The organism is Algoriphagus sp. A40 (genome assembly GCF_002002735.1).
In the GTDB taxonomy this organism is placed as follows: domain Bacteria; phylum Bacteroidota; class Bacteroidia; order Cytophagales; family Cyclobacteriaceae; genus Algoriphagus.
The window spans coordinates 135,337-161,429 of sequence record NZ_MUNY01000036.1; the positions used below are offsets into that span (position 1 = coordinate 135,337).

Annotated in this window: 18 protein-coding genes and 1 tRNA gene; 7 read left to right on the forward strand and 12 right to left on the reverse strand. The window is 44.1% G+C overall.

Annotation, left to right across the window (positions count from 1 at the left end; genetic code table 11):
- Positions 1-145: 145 nt before the first annotated feature.
- Together B0E43_RS25465 and B0E43_RS25470 are read left to right on the forward strand one after the other, a co-directional pair.
- Positions 146-2,035, forward strand: coding sequence for a CocE/NonD family hydrolase (locus B0E43_RS25465; RefSeq protein WP_077346865.1), 1,890 nt, complete (start codon positions 146-148; stop codon positions 2,033-2,035).
- An 81-nt stretch (positions 2,036-2,116) separates the two neighbouring features.
- Positions 2,117-3,262, forward strand: a complete 1,146-nt coding sequence (locus tag B0E43_RS25470) for an ATP-binding protein (RefSeq protein ID WP_077346821.1) — start codon at positions 2,117-2,119, stop codon at positions 3,260-3,262.
- 128 nt (positions 3,263-3,390) lie between these two features.
- Here B0E43_RS25470 and B0E43_RS25475 read toward each other — a convergent pair whose 3' ends face one another.
- Complete coding sequence (locus B0E43_RS25475; protein WP_077346823.1) at positions 3,391-5,895, reverse strand: phosphocholine-specific phospholipase C; 2,505 nt, start codon at positions 5,893-5,895, stop codon at positions 3,391-3,393.
- 440 nt (positions 5,896-6,335) lie between these two features.
- On the opposite strand from B0E43_RS25475, the gene B0E43_RS25480 reads away from it, so the two are divergent.
- Positions 6,336-7,571, forward strand: coding sequence for a multidrug effflux MFS transporter (locus tag B0E43_RS25480; protein ID WP_077346825.1), 1,236 nt, complete (start codon positions 6,336-6,338; stop codon positions 7,569-7,571).
- Positions 7,572-7,721: 150 nt separating this feature from the next.
- Positions 7,722-10,355: a valine--tRNA ligase gene (locus B0E43_RS25485; RefSeq protein ID WP_077346827.1), complete on the forward strand. Its 2,634-nt coding sequence runs from the start codon at positions 7,722-7,724 to the stop codon at positions 10,353-10,355.
- A 120-nt stretch (positions 10,356-10,475) separates the two neighbouring features.
- Here the strand turns inward: B0E43_RS25485 and B0E43_RS25490 are convergent, their stop codons facing one another.
- The 5 genes from B0E43_RS25490 to B0E43_RS25510 form a co-directional block, all read right to left on the reverse strand.
- Complete coding sequence (locus tag B0E43_RS25490) at positions 10,476-11,279, reverse strand: DUF1080 domain-containing protein (protein WP_077346867.1); 804 nt, start codon at positions 11,277-11,279, stop codon at positions 10,476-10,478.
- A 29-nt stretch (positions 11,280-11,308) separates the two neighbouring features.
- On the reverse strand, positions 11,309-12,181 hold the full coding sequence (locus tag B0E43_RS25495) for a diacylglycerol kinase family protein (RefSeq protein WP_077346829.1): 873 nt from the start codon (positions 12,179-12,181) through the stop codon (positions 11,309-11,311).
- Positions 12,182-12,185: 4 nt separating this feature from the next.
- Entirely contained in the window at positions 12,186-13,163 is a 978-nt protein-coding gene (locus B0E43_RS25500; protein ID WP_077346831.1) for a phosphatase domain-containing protein, read from the reverse strand.
- 72 nt (positions 13,164-13,235) lie between these two features.
- Positions 13,236-14,288 (reverse strand): M42 family metallopeptidase, encoded by a 1,053-nt coding sequence (locus B0E43_RS25505; protein WP_077346833.1) that lies wholly within the window; start codon positions 14,286-14,288, stop codon positions 13,236-13,238.
- A gap of 311 nt (positions 14,289-14,599) precedes the next feature.
- Positions 14,600-16,483, reverse strand: coding sequence for an amidophosphoribosyltransferase (locus B0E43_RS25510; protein ID WP_077346835.1), 1,884 nt, complete (start codon positions 16,481-16,483; stop codon positions 14,600-14,602).
- A 329-nt stretch (positions 16,484-16,812) separates the two neighbouring features.
- Between B0E43_RS25510 and B0E43_RS25515 the strand changes: the two genes are divergently transcribed.
- Both B0E43_RS25515 and B0E43_RS25520 read left to right on the forward strand, forming a co-directional pair.
- The gene (locus B0E43_RS25515) at positions 16,813-17,130 is read left to right on the forward strand and encodes a hypothetical protein (RefSeq protein ID WP_139352653.1); all 318 of its coding nucleotides are present in this window, start codon (positions 16,813-16,815) and stop codon (positions 17,128-17,130) included.
- Positions 17,131-17,215: 85 nt separating this feature from the next.
- The gene (locus B0E43_RS25520; RefSeq protein ID WP_077346839.1) at positions 17,216-18,634 is read left to right on the forward strand and encodes a sigma-54 dependent transcriptional regulator; all 1,419 of its coding nucleotides are present in this window, start codon (positions 17,216-17,218) and stop codon (positions 18,632-18,634) included.
- Positions 18,635-18,636: 2 nt separating this feature from the next.
- On the opposite strand, the gene B0E43_RS25525 is transcribed toward B0E43_RS25520, so the two are convergent.
- The 6 genes from B0E43_RS25525 to lepA form a co-directional block, all read right to left on the reverse strand.
- Positions 18,637-21,135 (reverse strand): ATP-binding protein, encoded by a 2,499-nt coding sequence (locus B0E43_RS25525; RefSeq protein WP_077346841.1) that lies wholly within the window; start codon positions 21,133-21,135, stop codon positions 18,637-18,639.
- Positions 21,136-21,182: 47 nt separating this feature from the next.
- Positions 21,183-21,725, reverse strand: a complete 543-nt coding sequence (locus B0E43_RS25530; protein WP_077346843.1) for a DsrE family protein — start codon at positions 21,723-21,725, stop codon at positions 21,183-21,185.
- Positions 21,726-21,815: 90 nt separating this feature from the next.
- Positions 21,816-21,899: transfer RNA gene (locus tag B0E43_RS25535), tRNA-Leu, on the reverse strand.
- A gap of 78 nt (positions 21,900-21,977) precedes the next feature.
- The gene (locus tag B0E43_RS25540; protein WP_077346845.1) at positions 21,978-22,859 is read right to left on the reverse strand and encodes a bifunctional 5,10-methylenetetrahydrofolate dehydrogenase/5,10-methenyltetrahydrofolate cyclohydrolase; all 882 of its coding nucleotides are present in this window, start codon (positions 22,857-22,859) and stop codon (positions 21,978-21,980) included.
- A 54-nt stretch (positions 22,860-22,913) separates the two neighbouring features.
- Positions 22,914-23,270, reverse strand: a complete 357-nt coding sequence (locus tag B0E43_RS25545) for a four helix bundle protein (protein WP_077346847.1) — start codon at positions 23,268-23,270, stop codon at positions 22,914-22,916.
- A gap of 63 nt (positions 23,271-23,333) precedes the next feature.
- A complete protein-coding gene (gene lepA, locus B0E43_RS25550) occupies positions 23,334-25,121 on the reverse strand; it encodes a translation elongation factor 4 (protein ID WP_168171886.1) in 1,788 nt (595 codons plus the stop codon).
- Positions 25,122-25,327: 206 nt separating this feature from the next.
- Between lepA and B0E43_RS25555 the strand changes: the two genes are divergently transcribed.
- The gene (locus tag B0E43_RS25555; RefSeq protein ID WP_077346849.1) at positions 25,328-25,867 is read left to right on the forward strand and encodes a DUF4924 family protein; all 540 of its coding nucleotides are present in this window, start codon (positions 25,328-25,330) and stop codon (positions 25,865-25,867) included.
- Positions 25,868-26,093: the final 226 nt, after the last annotated feature.

Genomic DNA, 26,093 nt, shown 5'->3' on the forward strand with positions numbered 1-26,093 from the left:
TTTAACCCGATTGGGGGAAATCAAAAACCGATGGGGAAATTGAACACCTTTTCTGACCAAATGATCTTTTCCGATTGTCCTTTTGTGGAAAATGAAACCTAATCCAAATCGAACTTTCTATCTTCAAATTCCAAACCCAACCCAAATGAAGACTTATTTTAAAATTTTAATCGCCTTGTTGCTTTTGACAACAAGCCCGCTGGCTTTTTCGCAGGAAAAACCAATTCTGGTTCAACTCGAAGAAGTGGCCATCGTGGACCAAAAGGTCATGATGCCCATGCGTGATGGAGTCCGGCTTGCGACTGACATTTACAGGCCAAAAGGTGAAGGGAAATATCCCGTCGTTTTTTCCCGGACACCCTACAATTTCAACACTTGGGGAAATGGAGAAATGAATACCCGGACGATGGAAACTGCCCTTTCTTGGGTGAAAAAGGGCTATGCCTATGTGGTGCAAAATGAACGTGGCCGATACTTTTCCGAAGGAGATTGGGATATTTTGGGCGTTCCGCTTACGGACGGATACGACGCACTGGATTGGATGGTAAAGCAGACCTGGAGCAATGGAAAAGTCGGTCTTTTAGGCTGCTCCTCCACTGCAGAATGGCAAATGGCAGTCGCTTCATTGGATCATCCGGCTTTGGCAGCGATGGTTCCCCAGGGCTACGGTGCGGGTGTTGGCAAAGTAGGCGATTTCTACGAGCAGGGCAACTGGTACCGCGGCGGTGCCGGACAGATGCTTTTCACCGCCTGGCTTGCCGGAGTCCAACATGATCCTATGGCTCCCAAGCTTCCGGCAGGAATCTCTCAGGAAGATCTGCTCAGATTGCAGCGCTTCTACGACATGTCGCCGGAATATCCCCGAGTGGATTGGAAACAAGGCCTGAGTCATCTTCCTGTACAGGATATCATCAAAGCCGCCAATGGACCGAAAGGAATCTATGAGGAAATGATCACCCGAAAACCGAACGATCCGAAGTGGTTTCAGGGAGGATTGTATCACGATAACATGCCTTTTGATACGCCAAGTTTTTGGTTTGTATCTTGGTTTGATGTGTCGGCTGGGCCAAACATCGCCCTTTTCAATCACGCCCGGCAAAATGCCCTTTCCCAAATGGCAAAAGACAATCAATACTTGGTGATCGCACCTGTCCTCCACTGTTCCTACACCCGTGCGACGGAAAATACGATGGTCGGCGACCTCAGCGTCGGCGATGCGCGCCTGAATTACGATGAAATGATCACTTCTTGGTTTGACAAGTGGTTGAAAGGCCAAGACAATGAGACCGTTTCCGAACTTCCGAGAGTCCAGTATTACACCATGGGCTCCAACGAATGGCAAACTTCAGATGTCTGGCCTCCGGCTGAAGCGGTGATGACTGAGCTGTATTTGGATTCTGAGGGAAAAGCAAACACGTTAAATGGCGACGGCAAACTCAGCTACAAAAAGCCGAAGAAAGACGCTCCGGACACCTTCAAATATGATCCGATGAATCCTGTGACTTCCTACGGTGGCAATGTCTGCTGTACCGGAAATGCCATCGACGGCAATGGTGGTTCGTATGATCAAAGCGAAATGGAAAAGCGGGAAGATATCCTGGTCTATACCTCTGAGGTGCTGGAGGAAGGAATCGAAGTTTCAGGTTTTATCGAAAGCTACCTGTATCTGTCCTCTGATGTCAAAGACACTGACGTCACGATCAAGCTGATCGATGTCTATCCTGATGGCAAAGCCTATAACCTGGACGAAACTATCCAGCGAGTCCGCTATCGGGAAGGCTACGACAAGGAAGTCTGGATGGAAAATGGAAAAGTCTATGAGGTGAAAATGACCCCGATGAGCACTTCCAACTTCTTCGACAAAGGTCACCGCATCCGCATCGAAGTCAGCAGTTCCAACTTCCCACGCTTCGACCGAAACATGAATACAGGCGGAAACAACTACGATGAAACCGAAGGAAAGGTCGCTACCAACTCGATTCACCACGGCGGAAAAAGCTTGAGTAGGATTGTGCTGCCGATAATTATGAAATAAAAACGTCAGTAAATTTTGAAATTAACTTGATAGATTAGATTTTTTGTGAAATTTAGGAATTGAATTCCTAAATTTCACAAAATGGAGTTTTTAGATAGACATTTGAGGGATAAAGCCTTGAATCTTCTTACCAAATTTCCCTTTTTGGCCATAACAGGCCCGAGACAATCCGGCAAGACTACTTTTGCAAAACACCTCAAACCTGAATTTGCTTACGTCAATTTAGAACTTCCCGATTACAGGGATTTTGCCAAAACTGACCCCATGTCTTTTTTAAAAAGCTACCAAAATGGAGTCATTATTGATGAAATCCAGTGGGTTCCAGAGCTTTTTTCCTATCTCCAGGTGTTTTCTGATGAACGAAACAAACCTGGACAATACATCCTAACTGGATCACAAAATTTCCTTTTGTCCTCACAAATCACACAATCTCTCGCCGGAAGGGTGGCCATGCTGAATCTATTGCCCTTTTCTCTGAAGGAATTGGAACCGATCAAGAAATTTGAAAGATGGGAAGAACTGGCTGTCTCGGGAGGTTATCCCAGAAAGTACCAATTCGACATCGATCCTTTGGACTATTATTCCAATTATATCCAAACTTACCTGGAAAGAGAAGTTAGGCAGATTTTGAATGTTAAAGATTTGATGTCCTTTCAAAAATTCATTCAACTCCTGGCCGGTAGGACAGGCCAATTAATTAACCAAAGCAGTTTTTCAAACGAGTTGGGGCTGGATAACAAAACGATAAATTCCTGGCTAGGTGTATTAGAAGCTTCCTTTATAGCTTTTAGGCTACCTTCTTATTATCAGAATTTTAACAAACGAATCCTGAAAACTCCAAAGGTTTATTTCTATGATACAGGTGTCCTTTGTAACCTTTTGGGAATAAAAAAGGAAGCTGATTTAAACCTACATTTTGCACGTGGACACATCTTCGAAAATTTGGTCATTACGGAAATCATGAAAAATGAGTTAAATCAAGGAGTCAAGCCATCTATTTATTTCTGGAGAGACACCCATCAAAATGAAGTCGATCTCCTTCAGGAAAAAGACGGAAAGTTGATTGCAATCGAAATCAAAACCTCAGAAACTTTTCATCCAGATTTTCTCAAGGGACTTAAAAATTTCCAGAAAATAGCACCCCATGCTGAATCCAAAGTGATCTATGCAGGTTCAATGATTCATCAGAGGGAAATGATTCAGATCAGCAATCTTTGGAATATCTGAGCTGTTCATCGATTCAGTCTGATTTCCAATTCTACTACCAGAGATTGAGATAACAAATCTCGAAAAGCAGGGAGATTAATAAAAAAGGGAGCTGCCTGGCTCCCTTTTTTGCTTCACAATATTCCTGATTATACTTCACCACCCAACAAAGGATCTGAAATACTTTCCAGCCCATTTTCCAATCTTCCTGCATAAGCCCAGGAAAATCCCTGGCCCTGCACCGTGAAATCATACCAGCCTTGGGAAGATTCGAAATCCAAGGCTTCCGAAACTTTCTTTCCGGCCTTTAATTCCAAAGCTTTCTCATTGGTCCGATAAGCATTCTCTTTTAATTGGACAGATAAATCTTCCTGAACTTGGGCAGCCAGGATAACTTTTCGATGGCCTTTCAGCTTCAAATTGGGCTGAAAATCAAGTTCCACTCCCCTGCTTTCTGCATTTCCAGAAAACTCCCTGTAAAAGCCATTGGGACCATAGACCCGCAGGTGGTATTCCGAATTTTCAAAATCTGCCAGATTCCAGCTGTATTCCAACGCATCTCCAGGACTAACCGTAAAATTCCATACCCGCACGTTCTCCCATTCCCCGCTTTTCGCATTTCGAAACTTACCGGGAGCAAAAACTTGAAAAGGAGCTCCCCAGGCATCTTTTCCAAACAGCGAATTAGAAGCTTCCATCCTTATGGTAAAAGTCCCATTTTCAAGTTTTCCGGATACCCGAAGGTCATAATTCAGGGCATTGGAGGGACGAGTTCCAGCTTCCTGCATGGGCAAAATTCCTTCTTTTCTCAACCTACTTTCGCTCCAATCTTTAGCCTGATTGGCGGGAATGGCCATGAAATTTTCAGGTAATCCTTTGAATTGGGCTTTGTGAATTTTTTGCATAAAACTATTGCGGTCTATAGGATCCAGACGCTCCAAAGCCTCACCCAGATAAGGCCTAAAGGCGGAGGTCAAATCACCCGAAACAGTCTTTCTCCAGCTGCTGATATTGGGTTCCTCGACTTTCTTTCCGGTCTTTTTGCTGAGAAAAGTTTCCAAAAACTGAATCGTTGAGGTAATATCCGAAACTTGGGAATTAACCCAACCTCCCCGGGTCCAAGGCGAAGCAACAATCAAAGGCACCCGGAACCCTAAACCAACCGGACTCTGTCGGGATTTTTCTTCCTCAAACCCAGCCTTCAATTCTTCCTCCAAGGTTACAAACTCACCGGATACGTCCAGCCCTTTGGAGATGATCCCCTCTTCGGTGGACTTGGGATTTGGAGCTACAAAAGGCGGGATATGGTCAAAATAGCCATCATTTTCATCGTAATTGAGAATGAAAATGGTCTTTTTCCAGACTTCAGGATTTTGGGTCAGGATGTCCATCACCTCAGAGACATACCATGCACCATACCATGGCGCACTTGGGTGATCAGAAAATTTCTGCGGAGCCACCAGCCAGGTGACTGCTGGAAGTTTTCCTTCCTTGACATCCTTTCTGAATTGGTGGAAAATATCCCCTTTTGGTACTGAAACCTCCTGTTCCTGACCGTTTTCTGTGTATTTAATCTTTTCGATCCGGTGAAAATCGGGATCACCGCTGTTTACGGTGAAGGCTTTTTCATGCAGCCTTTTCTCGAAATCAGGGACCTTGTCAAAGTTTTTGGGGTCGTACTTTTCCAAGTACTGCAAGACTAGAGGCAATCCTTCCCTTCTTTTCTGAAGTTCTTCTTTGAATTTATCATCCGCATCCTTAGGCAGACCTTCCCGATCGATTCGGGCAAATTCTTCTTCAAGTTCAATTTTCTTATGCTGCAAAAACTCATAGAAGCTAGGGCTAAACCAGACATGGTATTGTTTGAACCACTCCAGATTATTGTCTGTGAAGTTGGACAACAGGGAATCGTCCTCAACGAGCGTGTCTAAACTGATTTCGTTTTGGTAGACTCTCCAGGAAATTCCCAGTTCTTCCAGTCGCTCGGGGAAAGTCGTCCAGTCCGCTTCGTTTTCATAGTTCAACTCTCCGTTTCGGACTTTGGCTTTTTCTCCATTTTCCCCATGGGTTTTTCCCGTCCAGAAGTAACTCCTGTTGGTGGTAGTTCCCGTGAGAGCTGCGCAAAAGTGCTGGTCAAACACTGTAAAGGCATCGGCCAAAGCATAATAAAATGGAACATCCTCCCGGGTGTGATAGCCCATCGTCAGTGGAATCTGGCGAAAATCCTCTTTGCCCGGACGCTTGGCTTCAATCCAACCGTCGTATTTTCCTTCGTTTCTTGCATCCACCTGATCGGTCCAGGAATGCGGAACGCCTCCCATCCAGGTGGCTTTGGTTGCGTTCAAATCCAGTCGCATCGGGCCAAACCGGTTGCCGTCCTTATCCGGCTGCATCCAAACCGGAAACTTGCCGGGAATGGTGATTGCCCGAGGGTCGCCAAATCCTCTGACACCCCGAAGCGTCCCGAAGCAATGGTCAAAGGAGCGGTTTTCCTGCATCAACATGACCACATGTTCCGCATCGTAAAATGTAGTACCGGGATCTGGACTGATGGCCAAAGCCCGCTCGATCGATCCAGGCAAAACCTGCCAAATGCCTACCGCTCCACCTAGCAAAGCTGCCTTTTTCAAAAACTCTCTTCTGGATTCCGTCATAATTTTTAAAAATAGAAGGAAGTACATGAATCTTCCCTCAACTCCACATTAAATTACCATGAATAGTTTTGAACGGACTATTAGGATTGGCAAACACCGGCCCACTTTTCATTTAGACTTACCAGTTGAAGGCATATCATTAAAACTAAATAAACAGGTTGATAAAAATCTGTTAACATCTGTGATTTTAATCTGTGAAAATCTGTGGGAAACCGTTTTCTGAAAAACAAAATCTTCTTTTCTCAAAGGGAAAAATCGCCTATTTATCAAAACTCAGAATTCGCCTCATCCAATAGATTGCATATCCTCTCCCCTGTAGTCTCCAAATCCTGTAAATCAGGATTTTAAATATGGCAAAGATATTGCCATCCAATTGCGAACTTTACAATAATCAGCGCTGTTCGCTTTCTATATCATTGATTTAAAATCCTTTTTTTATTTTGAAGAATCAGTTCAATAAGTGGGAATATTTTAAGCTTGTATTGGTCCTGGGTGCCTTATGTACGATCAGCCCTTTTTCCATTGACATGTACCTGCCGGGCTTTCCTGAGATGGCCCGGGATCTTAATACTTCCATTTCCAATATTCAGCTTTCGCTGACCGGCTATTTGGTCGGTATAGCGATCGGACAGTTGTTTTATGGTCCACTTTTGGATAAATATGGCAGAAGAAAGCCGCTGTATGTCGGCTTAGGTATCTATGTCCTGGCATCAGTGGGTTGTGCACTTTCCCAGTCTGTCGAAAACCTGATCTTAATGCGTTTTTTGCAGGCAATCGGAGGCTGTGCAGGGATGGTTTCGGCCCAGGCGATGGTCAGGGATATTTTCCCCGTAGGAAAAACCGCCCAGGTTCTTTCGCTTTTGACCTTAGTGATTGCGGTTTCGCCCATGATAGCTCCGACCGTCGGAGGTTATGTGACGGCCTTTTACAACTGGCACTGGGTTTTTATCATCCTCGCAATCTTGACGGTATTGATTTGGATTGGAGCTGTGCTGGTCCTTCCAAAGGGTGCCGAACCCGATCACGAAGTTTCTCTGAAGCCGACCAAAGTCTGGAAAAACTACGGTCTGGTACTCCAAAACCGTCAGTTTTTGGTTTACATGCTGGTAGGTGGATTGGCTGGAGCGGCACCTTTTGCATACATCGCCAGTTCTGCGGATGTCTTCATGAATATCTATCAGGTAAGCGAGCAAACCTATGGATGGATTTTCGGGATTTTGGCTTTTGCCATGATCGGATCTACCCAGCTCAACCATATTCTGTTGAGAAAATACAAGAGCCAGCAAATCATCCATTTCTCCCTGCATTATCAGGTTTTTACCGGATTGCTGTTGATCATCGGCATCTATGCCCAAATCCTGAATGTCTATACCCTTGTCGGCCTGATGTTTCTTTTTCTGACTGCCCATGGGCTCAACAGCCCCAATACTGCTGCGCTCTCTTTGGCTCCATTTTCCAGAAATGCAGGTAGTGCATCAGCGCTTTTGGGAAGTATGCGAATGGCAATGGGTGGAGTGGTTTCTGCAGTTATCAGCCTTTTTCACAACGGGACTGCCATGCCTATGGTTATGGGAATGGCTGCCTGCGCTGCTGCGGGATTCATCATCTTAAAAGCCGACCGGCAGATTCCGGGCACAATAAGTAGGACGTGGAATAGTCCTTCACTGGGGAGGTAAGCTGAATTCTTTGTCCAGCTGCTCAAAATCTTAAGGATTGTTCAGTTTTTGGCAAAAGGAAATTGAGATCTCAGGGTCACTATCTTGGTTTTAACGCCCCCAAAGTCCCCTTTTTCTGCTATTTTTGCCCCTTCGAAAAAACCCCAAAGTATGTCTATTGCCAGCAAATACGATCCGGCGCAGGCCGAGGCCAAATGGTACGGTTACTGGATGGAGCACAAGCTTTTCTCCTCCAAAATCGATCACAGCAAGGAACCTTACACCATCGTAATTCCTCCGCCAAACGTGACCGGCGTCCTCCACATGGGTCATATGCTGAACAATACGATTCAGGACGTGCTCATCCGCCGTGCGAGAATGCAGGGCAAAAATGCCTGCTGGGTTCCCGGTACAGACCACGCTTCGATTGCTACGGAGACCAAAGTGGTGAACATGCTCAAGGACATGGGAATCGACAAAAAGTCCATTTCCCGTGAGGAATTTCTGAAGTATGCCTGGGAATGGAAAGAGAAATATGGGGGAATCATTCTGGAGCAACTGAAAAAACTCGGCGCTTCCTGCGACTGGGACCGGACGGCTTTTACCATGGATCCGGGACTGAGCGACGCAGTGATCTCCGTGTTTGTGGATTTGCATAAAAAAGGCAAAATCTACCGCGGCATTCGCATGGTCAACTGGGATCCGAAAGGTCAAACGGCCCTCTCTGATGACGAGGTGATCATGAAAGAAATCGCTTCGAAACTCTACTACATCAAATACAAAATCGAAGGAACGGAAGATCAATTCCTGACCATCGCCACCACCCGTCCGGAAACCATCATGGCGGATGTGGCGATCTGTATCAATCCCAACGATCCTCGTTTCACCCACCTGAAAGGAAAAAAAGCACTTATTCCACTGATCAACCGTGCCATCCCGATCATTGAAGACGAGTACGTGGACATGGAATTTGGTACCGGATGCCTCAAAGTGACGCCAGCCCATGACATAAATGACTACGAACTTGGTGTCAAGCACAAGCTGGAAGTCATCGACATCCTGAATGACAACGGCACGCTGAATGAAAAAGCGCAGATTCTCGTCGGAGAGGATCGATTTGTAGCCAGAAAAATGATCGGGAAACGCTTGAAAGAAGCCGATCAACTGGAGAAAATCGAGGACTACAAATCGAACGTTGGTCACTCCGAGCGTACAGACGCAGTCATCGAACCAAAGCTTTCCCTGCAGTGGTTCCTCAAGATGGACGAAATCACCAAGCCGGCCTTGAGCTCGGTCATGGACGATTTGATCCAACTCTATCCGCCAAAGTTCAAGAACATGTATCGCTCTTGGATGGAAAATGTGCGTGACTGGTGCGTATCCCGTCAGCTTTGGTGGGGACACCGGATTCCGGCTTTTTACCTTCCAAACGGAGAATTTGTTGTTGCCAAGTCTGCCGAGGAGGCCTTGACTCAAGCAAATACTCAGTTCAAAACGAACTACACGCTTGCCGATCTTAAGCAGGACGAAGACGTGTTGGACACGTGGTTTAGCTCCTGGCTGTGGCCGATTTCGGTGTTTGACACGGATGTCTTTTCCACAGGTAAGCCAAACGAAGAACTGAAATACTACTATCCGACCAATGATTTGGTGACCGCACCGGAAATCCTCTTTTTCTGGGTGGCCCGAATGATCATTGCCGGGTATGAATATTTGGGTGAAAAGCCCTTCAAAAACGTCTACCTCACCGGAATCGTACGCGATAAACTGGGCCGGAAAATGTCCAAATCGCTCGGCAACTCTCCGGATCCGCTCGATCTGATCGCCCAATACGGCGCTGATGGCGTGAGAACCGGCATGCTCTTCTCGTCTCCTGCCGGAAATGATCTACCTTATGACGACAAGCTGGTCGAGCAGGGAAGAAACTTTGCCAACAAGATCTGGAATGCCTTCCGCCTGGTGAAAGGCTGGGAAATTAACCCGAGTCTGGACGGTACTGCAAATGCGGCAAGCATCGAGTGGTTCGAGAATCGATTTGACCAAGCGCTGTTCGAGATCAACGAGCACTTCGAGAAGTTCCGCATCTCCGATGCCCTAATGGCAACTTATAAACTGGTGTGGGACGACTTCTGCTCATGGTATCTGGAGATGATCAAGCCTGCCTATCAGCACCCAATCGATCAGACGACGTACGACAAGACGGTTGAAATTTTTGAGAAAATCCTGAAGATTTTACATCCGTTTATGCCGTTCATTTCGGAAGAACTTTGGCATCAGATCAAGGAAAGATCCGTACAGGATTCACTGATCTTGGCTTCTTGGCCGGAGGCAAAATCCTTTGATCCAAAGATCATTGAAGAAGCCGAACAAGTTTTTGAGGTGGTCTCTCAGTTGAGAAATCTACGCGCATCCAAAGGAATGTCTCCAAAAGAAGCCTTGGACTTGAGCATCAATGCCAAGAATCCAGAATTGTACAATCGCTTTGAATCAGTATTGACCAAGTTGGCCAACCTGTCTTCTTTGTCATTCGCTGAAAAGGTGGACAATGCCATGAGCTTTGTGGTGAAAGCTGACGAGTGCTTTATCCCAATGGGTGACTCGATCAATATCGAGGAGGAAAAAGCAAACATCCAAAAGGAACTTGAATACACGAGAGGCTTCTTGAATTCTGTAATGAAAAAGCTCAGCAACGAGCGCTTTGTAGCCGGAGCTCCTGCTCAGGTACTCGAAATGGAGCGCAAAAAGCAGGCAGACGCAGAAGCCAAAATCAAGACGCTGGAGGAAAGTTTGGCGAAGCTGGGATAACCTTTGAGGTCTTGAAGACCTCGAAGGTTTACGCTGCACAAAAAATCTAGAGTCGAGAGGCTCTGGATTTTTTATTTATAACCCTCCAAGGGTTTGAAACCCTTGGAGGGTTAATTTTAATCAAAGCTCCCGAATCTTAATCTCTCGGAACATCACCCCCTGCCCTTCGCTTTGCAGGCCGATATATCCGGACTTCAGCGGAGTACCGTCCACTTTGATGGCAGGATCAAAACGGTTTGCTACCCCTCCCCCGATTTGGGGCAGACTATAAGTCAGGACAGTATCCCCATTGACCAAATGGTGCACAATGGAGTCTCCATAGACGATCAGTTCGGCTTTCACCCATTCGTTCCATTTGAAAGTGGGGGAAGTAGAATTGATGCAGTGTCGCGGGTCCACTTTTCCTTCGAAAACCACATCAGTTCCCGGCGAACACATATTTCCGGTCGGTCGGGCCACACCTTCTTTTTCCTCAGCCAACATCTGATACTCCACCGAAATCGGCCAATCTTGCTCTTTCAGAATCGTCTCCGGAGCCTGGGAATGAAACATAATTCCGGAGTTTCGATAAGTGTAGCTGGCGGCATCTTTCAGCCATTGGTCAGTGAATCTATATTCCCAAACCAAGTGAAAAGATGAAAATGGCTTTTCGTAAAATAGGTGACCGTATCGATCCTCAAATGCCCCATACTCGTCATAGTTCACCACGATCGCCCCGTCTATTACCTTATAAGTATTCGCATAGTTGTCACCTACTTCGTGATGATGGATCTTGGGAACCCAGCCTTTCAGGTTCTTTCCGTTGAAAATAACTTTCCATTTGGATTCATCCTTAGGATTAGCTGGCTCACCTTTATCTAAAATGATAAATGAAAAAGAAAGAATGGCCAAAATGGAAATTGAAAATTTTACAAAAATATTCATGGTTAAAGAGTTTTTTGAATACAACAAATTCAGGATTTTCTAACAAAATCAAAGGCTCCCTTTTTAATTTTTACCTCAATTAAAGCTGGGTTTCCTCTCAGCTCCCCATCAATCTGAAAGTTAGCGTGATCCAAATTATAAATCTTGCATAATTTGACTGACCAAGTTCTTACCGCTGGTTTTTCTTGGTTTTCGCCAGTAATCAATCCTTTGGTAATTGAAATGAAGTCCCCGGGTGATTTCATCTCCACTGCAATTATTTCAAATTTACCATCGTCAATACTTCCTTCAGTATTTATGATAGCCCCAGTCCCATATTCTTCACCATTTGCGATGACCAGCATTTTAGCTTCCAATTCAATGGTTTCTTCTGGCATTTCAAGCCGGTAACGACTGGAAACTGTAGAAAAAGCTTCAGAAATTGAGCTTTTAATATAACCCAACATTCCTCTGGAATCCCCCTGTTCAAACTTATGGATCATACTGGCATTGAATCCAAAATCCGCCAGATGAAGACAGAGTTCATCTCCGATGAGGACAGCATCCATCGGAAAGGTGTCCAACTTTCGCAAAGCTTCTAAACCATCCTCCATATTTCCGATTCCCAGGCATTTAGCCAGTCCGTTTGCTGATCCGAGAGGAAGAATGGCTAAAAGAATTCTGGAGGGTAAACATGAAGTGGTCAATTTAACTGTGCCATCTCCGCCTGCAATAATCACTAAGTTAGGTTTGATTTGGGTTAAAAAATCTTTAAGTCTATCCGTAACATCCTCTCCCAAAATCTCAAAATCATAAATCTCAAAACCCTCTAAATGTAAATGTACTCGCTCCAGCACTTCCTCTTTAGATAAATAATTATCTCCAGAAGTGGGGTTATAGACCAAAACTGCTTTATTAATCATAAAATTATAATTGGGTAATTTGAGCTAAAACTTCCATAGCTTCCTCTGTATTTTTTACAAAATGGAAATTTGGGATTTTCTTCAAGCGATCCCTCCGATCCGTCTCCTCATGCGAGGGATTAACAATCCGAATAAAAATTGTCTTTATCCTCCCCGGAAACTCTTGCACAATCTCCTCGTAAATCTCCGGATCATGCTGCCCACTATCTCCAATCAAATGGAACGCCATGCTTGGAAACATTTCCAAAAGCATGCGTATTTTCTCCATTTTGTGATCGTGACTTCCTCCCCCGGACTTCCAGATATTTTTGAGGTTGATATGGTTATCCTTCAGCAATATGGGGCCAATGGGAATATTCCGATAGGCCAAAAAATCTTTTATCAAATCATGTAGGGACCAGTCACTGCTCGAAACATAAAAAATGGGGTAAGCTCCATTTTTAGTAAGCTTTTTATAAAATTCTGAAACTCCCGGAAGCGGTCTTCGCGTGTAGGCATTTTTGGAAATGGATAACCAGAATTTCTTTCCAATTTTCGTCGCATGGGATATCAGTACTGTGTCATCTATATCAGAAATGACTCCGATCGGTGAGTGGATCCTATCTATTTTGAGTTCCTGGTTTTTAATTTCCAACTCCTTACTTTCTCCAAAAATTCTGAAATAAACGTTTTCAATCTCTGGATTTTGGTCCCCAAATAATTTTTCAAAAACCCCATCTTGATTACTTTCCACCACAAACTCTACTAAGCCAATTGAAATTTTGACCTTAACATTTGAAATCCCAACGACTGAATATCGTCTGATGGTAGCAAGAATATTTTTAGCCCAATTATTTTTCGCCAAAGGACGACTTTGCTTGTAAGCGGAAATTACTCGTCCTTTTACAAAGATTTGATTCCCGTTTCCAAATGCTAAAAATGGCTCAACTTCAATCGAATCCAGCTTTCCTATCCACTTTGAAACGATTTTGGTTATTGCCATAAAAAGAGTGGATTGTTTAGTTAGATAATTAAGCCTGAGGTATTGCCTCTTAACCTTGGATTTGCAACAGATTTAATGACTCCAATCATACCCATCGATTTGCTCCAGACAAGCTTTAAGTAAAGCAATGGAGTCGGCAATGTCTTTTTTGTGCGCCATCTCAATGACTTGATGCAAATGTCTTGTTGGAATGGAAATCGCTCCGGCAATTGCTCCTTGCTTACCCATTCGCTGCACTCCGGCGGTGTCTGTACCGCCTGCAGTCAGGATTTCAGGTTGCCAGGAAATGGCTTCTTTGGTAGCCGTCTGTTTCATAAATTCCACCATCCGGTAGTCACAAATCGTGGAAGCATCCATGATCTTTATCGCAGTGCCCTTGCCGAGTTCGGTTACTTTTTCGTAAGGCAATGCTCCCGGCACGTCGAATGCAATGGTCGTGTCGAGCGCTATTCCAAAGTCCGGATTGATGCTGTGGGCAGCGACATTGGCGCCCCGGATTCCCACTTCCTCCTGCACGGTAAACGTCGCATAGACGTCATAAGCAGGATTTTCAAGTTGCTTCAGTGTTTCGATCAAAATGAAAACTGCAACTCTGTTATCGATCGATTTGCAATTGACACAGTCCCCCATTTCGATCAACTCCCGGTCACGGGTCACGGGATCACCGATCGAAATATACTTTTCAACTTCTTCCTTTGACATGCCCAAGTCAATAAAAAAATCAGTCGTTTTTGGAAGTTTGGCTCGTTCCTCAACAGACATCACATGAATTGGTTTGCTACCCATTACCCCGACCAAGTCTTTTTTCCCATGGACAATCACCCGCTGTGCAGTAAGAGTTTTGGGGTCAAATCCCCCAAGGGTATGAAACCTCACAAAACCCTGCTCATCGATATGGGTGACGATAAAGCCGATTTCATCCAGATGGGCTGCGACCATGACCCGCTTTCCATCGGGATTTCTTTTTCCTTTTTTGATCGCAATGACACTCCCCAAATTGTCAGTCTTCACCTCATCTGCCAATGGAGTAACCAGCTCAACGACCAGATTTCTAACTCTTTTTTCAAAACCCGGAGCTCCGGCGATTTCACAAATTTGCTTTAGTAAGGGTACGTTTATGTCCATTTTTCCAAGAATTCTATTTCTCCCCAAATTAAAACTTTTGGCAGCAATGCCACTTCCAGAAATGTAAAAAGGCGCAAAGATTGCTCTCTGCGCCTTGATTTGATTTTTGGAAAGGACCTCTGTGTTCAGATCACCTTTTCCAAAAGGAAAATTTCATTTAATGGATTCCGTTTTTTTGCCACAAATCAAAGAAAATTAGGATTGAAGTTCAAAATCACGAGCTGTGGACTGTTGACTGTGGTCTGTGGTCGATTATCCGCTGCACAATCATCAATTTTTGATCTACTAGCAAAGTAGCGGATAATCATATTTTAGTAGGCTCTTACCGTTTTGCCTTCCATGTAATTTACAAAGGCCTTGTTGACTACTCTTGTTCCTCCTGAAGTAGGATAATCACCGGTAAAATACCAATCTCCCGTGTGATTTGGGATGCACTTGTGCAAGTTGTCAACTGTCTGAAAGATCACCTGAACTTCCGCATTTATTTCAGGCGAGGTGACGATTTCAGCCACCTTAGCGGAAACTTCCTCATCTGTAAATTTGCTATAAACTTCCTTGACGAAGTTTTCAAAATCATGTGGGTGTTGCACACATTGATCATAAACTTTGTCAAGGATATTTTCCAGTTTTCTTTCTTTCAGCAAAGCGATTGCTGCCCGGAAGGCAATAAATTCCTTCATTCTTGACATGTCAATCCCATAACAATCCGGATATCGGATCTGAGGCGCTGAGGATACGATCACGATTTTCTTTGGTCTCAATTTATCCAAGGTGGTCAGGATGCTTTTCTCCAAAGTGGTACCTCTCACGATACTGTCATCAATCACCACCAACGTGTCAACTCCAGGGCGGATGACTTCATAGGTTGTATCATAGACACTTGCCACCATAGAGTCTCGCTCATCATCGCTGGTAATGAAAGTCCTGAGCTTGACGTCTTTGCTGACAAGCTTTTCGACTCTAGGCCGAAAACTCAACAAGTCAACCAGGTCACCAACGTGAGGTTTTCCTTCGAGGAAAACTTCTTTTCGCTTAGCCACCAGGTAATCCTCCAATCCCTCAATCATTCCCAGAAAGGCAGTTTCTGCTGTATTTGGAATATAGGAGAAAACCGTGTTTTTCAGGTCAAAGTCAATGGCCTTCAAAATCTGCGGAATCAGAGCTTTGCCCAGATTTTTTCTTTCCTGATAAATCCCAGGATCAGTGCCTCTTGAAAAATAAATCCGCTCGAAAGAACAGGATTTTTTCTCTCTGGCCGGAAGAATCTCAGACTCAGAATAAGAGCCGTCTTTGTTGACAACTAAGGCATGTCCAGGCTTGATTTCCTTGATGGCATTGAAATCGATGTTGAAAGCGGATTTTATTGCCGGTTTTTCGGAAGCTACCACGATCACTTCATCATCTGCGTAATAGAAGGCTGGCCGTATTCCTGAAGGATCTCTTACCACAAAGGCAGAACCGTTGCCGATCATACCCGCCATGGCATATCCGCCGTCAAAATCCCTGCATGATCTGCGAAGAATCCTGGCTACATCCAGCTCATTTTCGATGACATGGGTGATCTGCTCGTTGGAATATTGGTGTTTGTATTTGTCGAAAATCCGCTGATTCTCTTCATCCAAAAAGTGTCCGATTTTTTCCATCACGGTGACGGTATCGGTTTTTTCCTTAGGGTGCTGTCCTAGTTGGACAAGCTTGCTAAAAAGTTCCTCGTTGTTTGTCATGTTGAAGTTGCCGGCCATGACCAGGTTTCGGCTTCTCCAGTTATTCTGTTTGAGAAAAGGGTGGCAAGTTTCGATGCTGTTTTCTCCGTGGGTACCGTACCTCAGGTGACCGAGCCAAACTTCCCCTGTAAAGGCGATGTTCTTTTTGAGCCAATCGGCATCTGTAAGCGCATCATGACCTCCAAGTTTCTTTGCCTTCTTGTACTTCTTGTTGATTTTGTCAAAGATGTCATTGACGGCAGAAGGCTCAATAGACCTGTATCGACTGATGTACCGGGTTCCCGGCATGGTATTGATTTTGATATTTGCGACCCCGGCACCGTCTTGGCCCCGGTTTAGCTGCTTTTGCATCAGAACATAGAGCCTGTTGGCTGCAAATGAAGCTGTTCCGTATTTGTCGATGTAATATTGAGAGGATTTTCGTAGCCGAATCATGGCTATTCCGCACTCATGTTTTATAGCATCACTCATGGAGGGGGCGAATGTTCTTTTGAGACTTCAAAGGTAGGTCTTTTCAAAAGAATTATTTTCGATAAAAAGTTCTCTTTCGAAGAATTATCTATGGCATGCCGATGGTTTCTTCTTTTCGGTAGTTAGTTGTCAAGTGTTGTCTTTTTTCTTCCCCAGTTCGGGGAGTGCGTCCCCAAAAATCCTGCACGATTTTAAAAGAAAACGCCTAAAACTGGCCAGAATCTCCCTTGGCACATCCTTCGCATAAGGTTTAGCACAATCGGAAAATAAGTTTCTGATTTCAGAATCCGGACTCTGAAAACTAACTAAACCAAAAATTAGAAAACACCATGAAAAAGACCATTTTAATGTCCGCCATGATAGTGGCAGGTGCTGCTTTTGCCGCCCCCACTATTGCTGAAGTTGTAAACAATTCTATGGAAATATCTTTTCAGGAAGAGAAAACCCAAGTAAAGCCTGATGAATTGCCGGATCCGGTAAAACAGACTATTTCGGGAGACGAAACGCTGAAAGAATTTCCAGTTGCCGAAGCTTGGCAAATCAAAAGTGTTGAAGGAGAAGTTACTTTCAAAGTAGCCTTTGACAACGGTACAGCCGATAAACTTTGGAAAACTTACGACCCACAAGGAAAAGAAATAAAGGAGTAAGTTGCTAGATCCCCTTTATTTTAAAAGCACCGGACTCTAGTCTGGTGCTTTTTTTGTTCCTTTTGTAACTTAAACAAAAAAAAGGATGGCTCATATACTGTTAGTTGAAGACGATTTGACTTATTCCAGAATTGTTAAGACATTTTTGGAAAAAAATTCATTTGAGGTAGTAACCACAACTAAGGTAAAGGAGGCTCAAAATATCCTGAACACGGGAAAATTTGATCTGATTATTGCAGATTTCAGATTGCCTGACGGCACAGGAATGGAACTCCTTCAATGGGCAAAAGCCCATTTCCCAAAGTTGCAGGTTATCCTGATCACGCATTATTCGGATATCCGGATTGCAATCAAAGCAATGAAACTCGGTGCTTTCGAATACATCACCAAGCCAATCAATCCTGACGAATTGTTGGCTACAGTAAAAGAATCATTAGCCCAAAAAATCGAAGAGAGAATTGTCGTCACCCCAAAGGAATTTACAAGAATTCCCAAATCAAATGCAGCATCCGCATACGTGACCGGGGAATCGCAGGAAGCCGAAAAGTTGGAAAAGCATATTCAACTGGTAGCCCCCACGGATTTGAGTGTCTTGGTTTTGGGAGAAACCGGAACTGGGAAAGAATTGATTTCTAAACGGATTCATGAATTTTCGCATCGAAAAGAGGGCCCGTTTATCGCAATTGACTGTGGAGCCTTGCCAAAGGAACTGGCTGGTAGCGAGCTTTTCGGTCATGTGAAAGGCGCCTTTACAGGAGCATTGGACAATAAAACCGGACATTTCGAATCGGCAAATGGAGGAACCATATTCTTGGATGAAATCGGAAACCTAAGCTATGAGGTGCAAATCCAGCTCCTCAGGGCAATCCAGGAAAGAAAAATCAGGAAAATCGGTGGCAACAAGGAAATCGAAATCGATGTCAGGATCATAGCTGCAACTAATGAAAACCTCATTTCACAATCCGGAGATGGAGTTTTCAGGGAAGACCTTTACCATAGACTCAATGAATTCACCCTTTATGCGATTCCGCTGAGGCAAAGGAAAGCTGATTTGGAATTCTTTGTTGGAGGGTTTTTGGAGGAAAGCAATAGCCGACTCCACAAATCCATCAAAGGGCTTAGTCCTGCTGTTTGGGACATTTTTTACAATTACGATTGGCCTGGAAATCTCAGGGAGCTCAGAAACATAATCAAACGTGCTGTTTTGCTTTCCACAGGAGAAAAAATTGAAAAGGAAGCTTTGCCAATGGAATTGTATGATTCATCTTTCTTGCCTGAGAGACCGGCACAAGCAGCTTCCTCCTTTCAGCCTCACTCCATCACCAACTCTCCGGGAAGTCAGCCAACTTCACAGGATTACAAGTCACAGTGGAAAGAACAGGAAAAAGAACTGATTCAAAGAGTACTTCAAGACACCAGATTCAATAAATCGAAAGCGGCGCGGATTCTAAATATGGATCGAAAAACCCTCTATAGTAAATTGGAAAAATATGGCCTGGAGTAAATTCAGGCCATTTCCGCTACTTTTCCCTTCAATGCTGTCAACATTTTTTTCGTTTCTTTATCCAATTGCACAAGGACTTCCTGAATCCCATGTAGGTTGTTGAGCTTTAGACTGTTTTCGATTTTTCTGGCAATCGGACCTGCGTGACTTTTGATCTGACCCAGTCTGCTTCCCAGTTGATGACAGATTTCAAGAATATCGGACCAGCGATTATTCAGCCTCGCTCGGGTAATTTTTTGAAGGTCTGTTTCTGTATCCCTGATCAGGTCCCGCACAATGTCTGCAAGTAATTCCTGATCTCCCATGCAAAACTTTTCCAAATCCGAAAGACTGAACAATTCATTTGAGGCTAAAGGCGCCCCTCTTTCTTCTTCAGAAAACACTTCGAGTCGATCAGGGAAAAAATCCCCCAGAATTGAAATCAGTTTTTTCTCCTGGAAAGGTTTCAAAATCAGGTTATCAAACCCTTGGGAAAAAAGTCTTTCCTTTTCCTCTACAAAAACGTTGGCCGTCATTGCAAGGAGAGGCAAGCCGTTGTAGACTTTAAAGCTTTTTATTGCTTTGGCCACATCAAATCCGGAAAATTCGGGCATTTGAATATCGATCATTGCAAGATCCAAAGGGACCGGTTGGAATTCGTCTCGAAATGATACACCGCCGGGAAAAGAAATAATATTGGCACCAAAGTATAGTAATACAGTCTCCAGATAGCGTAAACCTACCCGGTCATCATCTACCAAAAGAATATTCAAACCTTTCAGGTCAATAAACTCAGCGCTCGACTGAGCCTCCCGAATTTCCATAACGGGACTCAAGTCCATTGGGATCTTGATCCTCATGGTAGTTCCTTTCCCTGGAATACTTTCGACTCGAAGCTCCCCCTTCATCAAATTCACCAGACGCTGGACTATTGAAAGCCCAAGACCAGTCCCACCAAATTTCCTGGAAATGGAGGTGTCCGCCTGATCAAATTCCTGAAAGACTTTTTTCAGTTCGTCAGGATTCATTCCTATTCCTGAATCTTTGATATCAATCTCCAGATGGTTAATTAACCATTTTACCCCCACTTCAACTTTTCCCTCCTTGGTAAATTTGAAAGAGTTGCTGAGCAGATTATTCATCACTTGTTTGATTCTGAGCTCGTCCCCTATCAGCCAATTATCTTCTGGTAATTTCAGGTTCCAATTAAACTCCAGCTTTTTTTCTTTTGCAGTGAGCTCAAAAAGGTTTTGGATTGATCCAAACAGCTCATAGGGATCAAAGGGGTGCTTTTCAAGTTTAAGTTTTCCTGCTTCCAGTTTGGAGAAATCAAGGATATCATCCACAATTTCAATCAAAGTATCAGAGGCAAATCCGATCATTTTTAAATGGGATTTTTGCTCTGTCTCCAAATCTGATTTTTCAAGAATAGCTCGGTAACCTTGGATAACATGGAGTGGATTGCGGATTTCATGGCTCATATTGGCCAAAAACTCCTGCTTAGATCTGGCTAGTTGATCTGATTTTTTTCTGGACACCTCAAGATCTTCCTGGTAAGTTCGATTTAGCCGGATTTCCTTCAAGACCGAAAAAACCAGAAAGGAAGTTCCCAAAACAGCAATGATAACTACTATGATCAGGAAAAACGTAACCTCAAACACCAATCCGGAGGCTTGGCTACTTTGGGCATTGGAGGCAAAAATTGCCTTGGATTGAAGGTCCCCAATAAGTGTTTGGATGGTACTGCCTATTTCATTTTGCTTTTGGGAAAGAGAGGTTTCCAATATGGCCAACTTTTGCCTTTGGGAACTTTCCTCCCGATAAATCCTGCTGATCACACCCCTCAGAGAATATAGCATACTATCCAGATTTTGAGCTTCTGTGGTGGTGCTCATCTGCGAATTTTGCTCCTGAAGCCTTCTTAAATAAGTAACCAATTTGTCCTCATCGCGGGTAATGATTCCGGTTTGAAGGTCTTGTCGACTTGTAGTTTGCTGTTGAAGTTCGTTATAAATGTAATTTTTGGGATTCAGCTCCTGGAGAGGCCTGAATTCCAAACTTTGGGCACGCCGCCTTATGCCGAGTTCCACCCTGCTTAGCGCTTCTTGGGAGAAATTCCGTGTAGCCAGGTTCTTTTTTACTTCATAGAGATCCACATAACCGTTGATGAGAACGGCTAGATTATCACGGATTGTCTGAACACTTTGCTTTTCCAGGGAGTCGGAAGCCAGATTGTCCAGATTATCAAGCTTGATTTGAAGAAGGGAAATCGTAGAGTCATTGACCCGCACATCAGCTTTTAGGCTATCACCGCCAATTCTTGTAATTCTAAAAATCTCTGCCTGTAGGTTGTTTAGTAAATCCAACTTTTGATTGGGCTGAGCCAGAAGTCGAACCGATTCCTCTAATTGATTTAAGGTAAAATAGGTTAAAGCTGCAACACTTATCAAAATTGATGTAGCCACAAAAAAACCGGCGGCTACTTTTCTACCAGTGGAAGTAATTGAGGTTAAGGAGCTCATGTGTTTTAACGTGAGCCTATCACAGCCCAATAACTATTCCAAGACGGTCAGAATTTCAGCAAAACATACCCTTGTGGCACATAGGTAGTAATCGTGGTCAGGGCGGAATGGGCCACCCTCACTCCCGGCCAAAGGTCACCAGTTTTAAGATTTCGGGCTATTAAAGATTGGCCGCAAACCATTACATCTACTCCAGCTGCCTTTAAGGCCTCGAATACTTTAAGGTTTGGATTGTCCACCTCAAAGCGCTTTTTGTAATTATCATCATTGAGTAGGGTGAAAATGGCACCGCCATGGACGATGACTTTTACCTTGATTTTATCCTTGGGGACCCCGGCCAAACCGTGTAGATTCATCATTCGGGCAATGTTATCCACCCATCGGGAAATTTCTTTGTTATCCTCGGCACCTGTAGATAGGTCAACGATTATTTTATACTCCAGACTTGGATCCGGCCTTTCGCTCGCATCCGGTATTTCATAAATCCCCCCGAATCCCTGAACAATCGGAAATTGAGGAGTCTGAGCCTTAGCCTGAAATGCAATGGAAATGTATAAGACTAAAATGACGGCTTTAATGGAGTTTTTCATTTGTGATAATTTGTCAGAAAAGTAACTAAAAATCAGGCTCCAAAAAGTCCATTAATCAAAAAAGCCTAACCGATGATCGATTAGGCTTTGTGCGCACGAGAAGATTCGAACTTCCACACCCGTAAGGGCACCACCCCCTCAAAGTGGCGTGTCTACCAATTTCACCACGTGCGCGGTTAGGGACTGCAAAAGTAGAAATCCAAGCCAATTGAAGCAAACCTGAATCAGGGATTTCTTCACTTTTTTTCAAATTCAGCCAAAAACCTTCTTTTCAGCCGACTGAAGGGTATTAAAAAGCAATGCTGCAATAGTCATCGGGCCAACTCCACCGGGTACCGGAGTGATAGCTGATGCTTTTTCCGCAACTTCATCAAACTTCACATCCCCGATCAACCGGAAGCCGGACTTCTTGGTCGCATCCTCGATCCGGTGGATCCCCACATCAATCACCACCGCACCTGGCTTCACCATGTCTGAAGAAATAAACTCAGGCTTTCCGATGGCGACAATCAAAATATCAGCACTTCGGCAAATTTCAGCAAGATTTTGAGTTTTACTGTGAGTCAGAGTCACAGTCGCATTTCCGGGATAGCCGTTTCTGGCCATCAGGATACTCATCGGGCTGCCTACGATATGGCTTCTGCCGATAACAACACAATGTTTTCCTGAAGTTTCGATTTGGTATCTTTTCAGCAACTCAACAATTCCATAGGGAGTTGCCGCCACATAGGCCGGCCAGTTTAAAGTCATCCGACCGACGTTTGCAGGAGTGAATCCGTCCACATCTTTTTCAGGCCGGATTTTGTCGGTGACTTTGTCCACTGAAATATGCTTTGGCAGAGGCAACTGAACGATCAATCCATCGATGTCCGGATTGTTGTTGATATCCTCCACAGCTTTGAGGAGTTCCTCCTCAGAAACAGAAGCATCCAACCGGACAAGTGTGGATTTAAACCCCACTTCTTCACAGGCCTTCACTTTTGCTCCTACATAGGTTTGGCTTGCACCATCGCTGCCAACAAGAACGGCGGCCAAATGGGGGATTTTTCCACCTTCAGCTTTGATTTCCGAAACCCGGGCTGCGATTTCGTTTTTGATGTCGGAGGAGGTTTTTTTTCCATCAATCAGTACCATTTGATTTTTGATTTATGATATACGATTTACGAAGTCTTCGGAATATGTTGAAGCCTATTTCAATTTCACTGATTTTATACTAGAGACAATAATCGCCACGATTTCATCCGCCTCTTTTCTCAACCTTTCTATCTCTCCACTCAGAATTTGATCCTTCTGTACCTCCATAATCAATTCAAGAAAGTACTGAGCCTCATCAGCCTCCTCTTCTACTATCTTTAATTTGTTTACAAAATCGGCGGTTGACTTTGCTCGAACAGCTGCACGATAATTCGCTCCAACAGAGCTAGAGGAACGAATGATTTGATTTACGTACCCGTTAAATTCACGGGAATGCGGAAGTTTTGAACATAAATACCAGACATCAACCGCAAATTTTTTAGTTCTCCTTTGCATCACATACTTATCCATATGTCATATCAGGGTTGAAGTCCTTTTTCGTCCGTAAATCAAAAATCTTAAATCTTAAATCATTTAGTCCAACTTCAGTACTGCCATAAACGCTTCCTGAGGGATCTCCACGTTTCCGACTTGCCTCATTCGCTTCTTGCCTTTTTTCTGCTTTTCGAGGAGTTTACGCTTACGGGAAATATCACCACCGTAGCACTTAGCCAAAACGTTTTTACGCATCGCTTTTACGGTTTCTCTGGCAATGATCTTTTGTCCAATAGCAGCCTGAATGGCGATTTCAAACATTTGACGCGGCACAAGCTCTTTTAGCTTTTCGCAGAGTCTTTTGCCCCAATCGTAAGCCTTATCCCGGTGAACGATCGCAGAAAGCGCATCCACGGCCTCACCATTGAGCATTACATCCAATCGAACCATGTGCGATACTTGATAGCCGATCAGTTCGTAATCCAAGGAAGCATAGCCTCTTGAGATAGTCTTCAGTTTGTCAAAAAAGTCAAACACTATCTCGGCCAGAGGCATATCAAATGTTAACTCAACCCGCTCAGCAGTGAGGTAGACCTGATTTTTGATCTGACCGCGCTTATCCATACAAAGGGTGATTACAGCGCCGACAAATTCCGCAGCAGTAATGATGGAAGCTTTCACATAGGGTTCCTCGATGTGTTTCATCCGGGTGGGATCCGGCATGTCCGAAGGAGCATTGATTAATTGAATGGTGTCATCGGTCATCAGCGCTTTAAACTGGACAGAAGGCACAGTGGTGATCACGGTCATGTCAAATTCCCGCTCCAAACGCTCCTGGATGATCTCCATATGCAGCATTCCCAAGAATCCGCATCGGAATCCAAAACCCAATGCCATTGAAGTTTCAGGTTCCCACACCAGCGATGCATCGTTCAGCTGAAGTTTCTCCATTGAGTAGCGAAGCTCTTCATAATCCGTAGTCTCGACAGGATATATCCCTGCAAAAACCATCGGTTTTACGTTTTCAAAACCTTGGATTGCAGCATCGCAAGGGCGCTTCACGTGCGTGATTGTATCCCCAACCTTGATTTCTTTGGCCACTTTGACACCTGAAATAAGGTACCCCACATTGCCTGCTGACATGGTTTGCTGGGGGATTTGGTTGAGACCCAAAATCCCGATTTCATCAGCCTCGTATTCTTTGCCTGTATTGACGAATTTGATCTTGTCGCCTTTATTTATAGTACCGTTGAAAATCCGGAAAATGACTTCGACCCCACGAAACGAATTATAAACCGAGTCAAAAATCATCGCCTGCAATGGAGCTTGGGGATCCCCTTTAGGTGCCGGGATTCTTGTCACCACAGCTTTGAGGATATCTTCAATTCCCAATCCAGCTTTGCCAGATGCTAAAATGATGTCCTCACGCTTGCAACCCAGCAAGTCAATCACCTCATCAGCAACTGCTTCAGGATCTGCTCCCGGCAAATCGATTTTGTTCAAAACCGGGATAATTTCCAGGTCATGATTTAGTGCAAGATACAGGTTGGAAATCGTCTGAGCTTCCACGCCCTGAGAGGCATCCACGATCAGCAGCGCGCCTTCGCAGGCTGCAATAGAACGCGAAACTTCATAGGAAAAATCCACGTGGCCCGGAGTGTCGATCAGGTTGAGAATGTACTCTTCTCCTTCGTGGGTGTACTTCATTTGGATTGCATGAGACTTGATCGTGATACCTCGCTCACGCTCCAAATCCATGTTATCCAACAACTGGTTTTGCATATCCCGGTCTGCAACCGTGTCGGTTGTTTGCAATAACCTATCCGCCAATGTACTCTTCCCATGGTCGATATGGGCGATGATACAGAAATTTCTGATGTTTTTCATAAGTATTCGTGCCGCAAAAGTAGGAAAAAAAGGGGGATGAATAGGTAACCTCAAATGAGAAATAGGGTTAGCAGGAGAGATATGCTTTGCGAAATAAACTTCGTGAGATACGCTGCGCGAAATATTTCGCCACAGCCATCTCTTAAGATTATCTGCGAAGCTATCTTTTGTTCATTCATTACCTTTGACTCGCAAAAACCTGTTCCATGAAATCCATTGCCGAAAAGAAAAAATCCCAAAACATCGGAGAATACCTGATTTACATGTACCAAATGGAGGATCTGATCCGGTCCTATCAAGGAAATATGGATGAAATCAACCAGTATGTTATTTCACATTATCCTGTTTCGGAAGAGGAAAAAGCGGAAATCACAGTCTGGTTTGAGGGGATATTGGAGAAAATGAAAAGTCAGGAAATTCTCGAAAAAGGCCATTTGAAAGAGCTCAAAGAGCTAGTGGACAACCTTGCAAATCTTCACTGGAAACTCCTCAAGACTGACATCGCCTACTTTAATTCCTACTCCAAAGCAAAGCCTTTCATCCTGGAAGCGATCGTGGAATCTGACGGAGTCAGTCCCGGAAACGAGATCCAAATCTGCCTTAACGGAGTCTATGGACTCTTGCTGAGCAGACTTATGGGGAAACAAGTCGAAGAGCAAAGAATTAAGGCTGCAGAAGCCTTTGGCGAGGTACTTAGCCTACTGAATTTCAATTATCAGCAGCGGATTTTTATGTCTCCGAACTGAAGAGGTTTAAAAGTTGAAAAATTGGAAGATTGGAAAATTAGGATTTCGTGTCGCCCTGAGCGGAGTCGAAGGGTGATGATACTAAAAGCTTCGACTCCGCTACCAATGACGAGATAATATTTATTTTGATTTTATTCAATTATCGAATGTTTATTTTGTCTGGTATACTTCCATATTCATTTCTGCTGCAAGCTTGAGAACATATTTCTTTTTTTGGTTGAGTAGC

Coding starts and splice junctions, on each gene's coding strand:
- B0E43_RS25485 (WP_077346827.1), top strand. CDS start 7,722: ATGTCTATTGCCAGCAAATACGATCCGGCGCAGGCCGAGGCCAAATGG.
- B0E43_RS25500 (WP_077346831.1), bottom strand. CDS start 13,163: ATGGCAATAACCAAAATCGTTTCAAAGTGGATAGGAAAGCTGGATTCG.
- B0E43_RS25465 (WP_077346865.1), top strand. CDS start 146: ATGAAGACTTATTTTAAAATTTTAATCGCCTTGTTGCTTTTGACAACA.
- B0E43_RS25515 (WP_139352653.1), top strand. CDS start 16,813: ATGAAAAAGACCATTTTAATGTCCGCCATGATAGTGGCAGGTGCTGCT.
- B0E43_RS25545 (WP_077346847.1), bottom strand. CDS start 23,270: ATGGATAAGTATGTGATGCAAAGGAGAACTAAAAAATTTGCGGTTGAT.
- B0E43_RS25525 (WP_077346841.1), bottom strand. CDS start 21,135: ATGAGCTCCTTAACCTCAATTACTTCCACTGGTAGAAAAGTAGCCGCC.
- B0E43_RS25470 (WP_077346821.1), top strand. CDS start 2,117: ATGGAGTTTTTAGATAGACATTTGAGGGATAAAGCCTTGAATCTTCTT.
- B0E43_RS25490 (WP_077346867.1), bottom strand. CDS start 11,279: ATGAATATTTTTGTAAAATTTTCAATTTCCATTTTGGCCATTCTTTCT.
- B0E43_RS25540 (WP_077346845.1), bottom strand. CDS start 22,859: ATGGTACTGATTGATGGAAAAAAAACCTCCTCCGACATCAAAAACGAA.
- B0E43_RS25475 (WP_077346823.1), bottom strand. CDS start 5,895: ATGACGGAATCCAGAAGAGAGTTTTTGAAAAAGGCAGCTTTGCTAGGT.
- B0E43_RS25495 (WP_077346829.1), bottom strand. CDS start 12,181: ATGATTAATAAAGCAGTTTTGGTCTATAACCCCACTTCTGGAGATAAT.
- B0E43_RS25510 (WP_077346835.1), bottom strand. CDS start 16,483: ATGAGTGATGCTATAAAACATGAGTGCGGAATAGCCATGATTCGGCTA.
- B0E43_RS25520 (WP_077346839.1), top strand. CDS start 17,216: ATGGCTCATATACTGTTAGTTGAAGACGATTTGACTTATTCCAGAATT.
- B0E43_RS25530 (WP_077346843.1), bottom strand. CDS start 21,725: ATGAAAAACTCCATTAAAGCCGTCATTTTAGTCTTATACATTTCCATT.
- lepA (WP_168171886.1), bottom strand. CDS start 25,121: ATGAAAAACATCAGAAATTTCTGTATCATCGCCCATATCGACCATGGG.
- B0E43_RS25505 (WP_077346833.1), bottom strand. CDS start 14,288: ATGGACATAAACGTACCCTTACTAAAGCAAATTTGTGAAATCGCCGGA.
- B0E43_RS25555 (WP_077346849.1), top strand. CDS start 25,328: ATGAAATCCATTGCCGAAAAGAAAAAATCCCAAAACATCGGAGAATAC.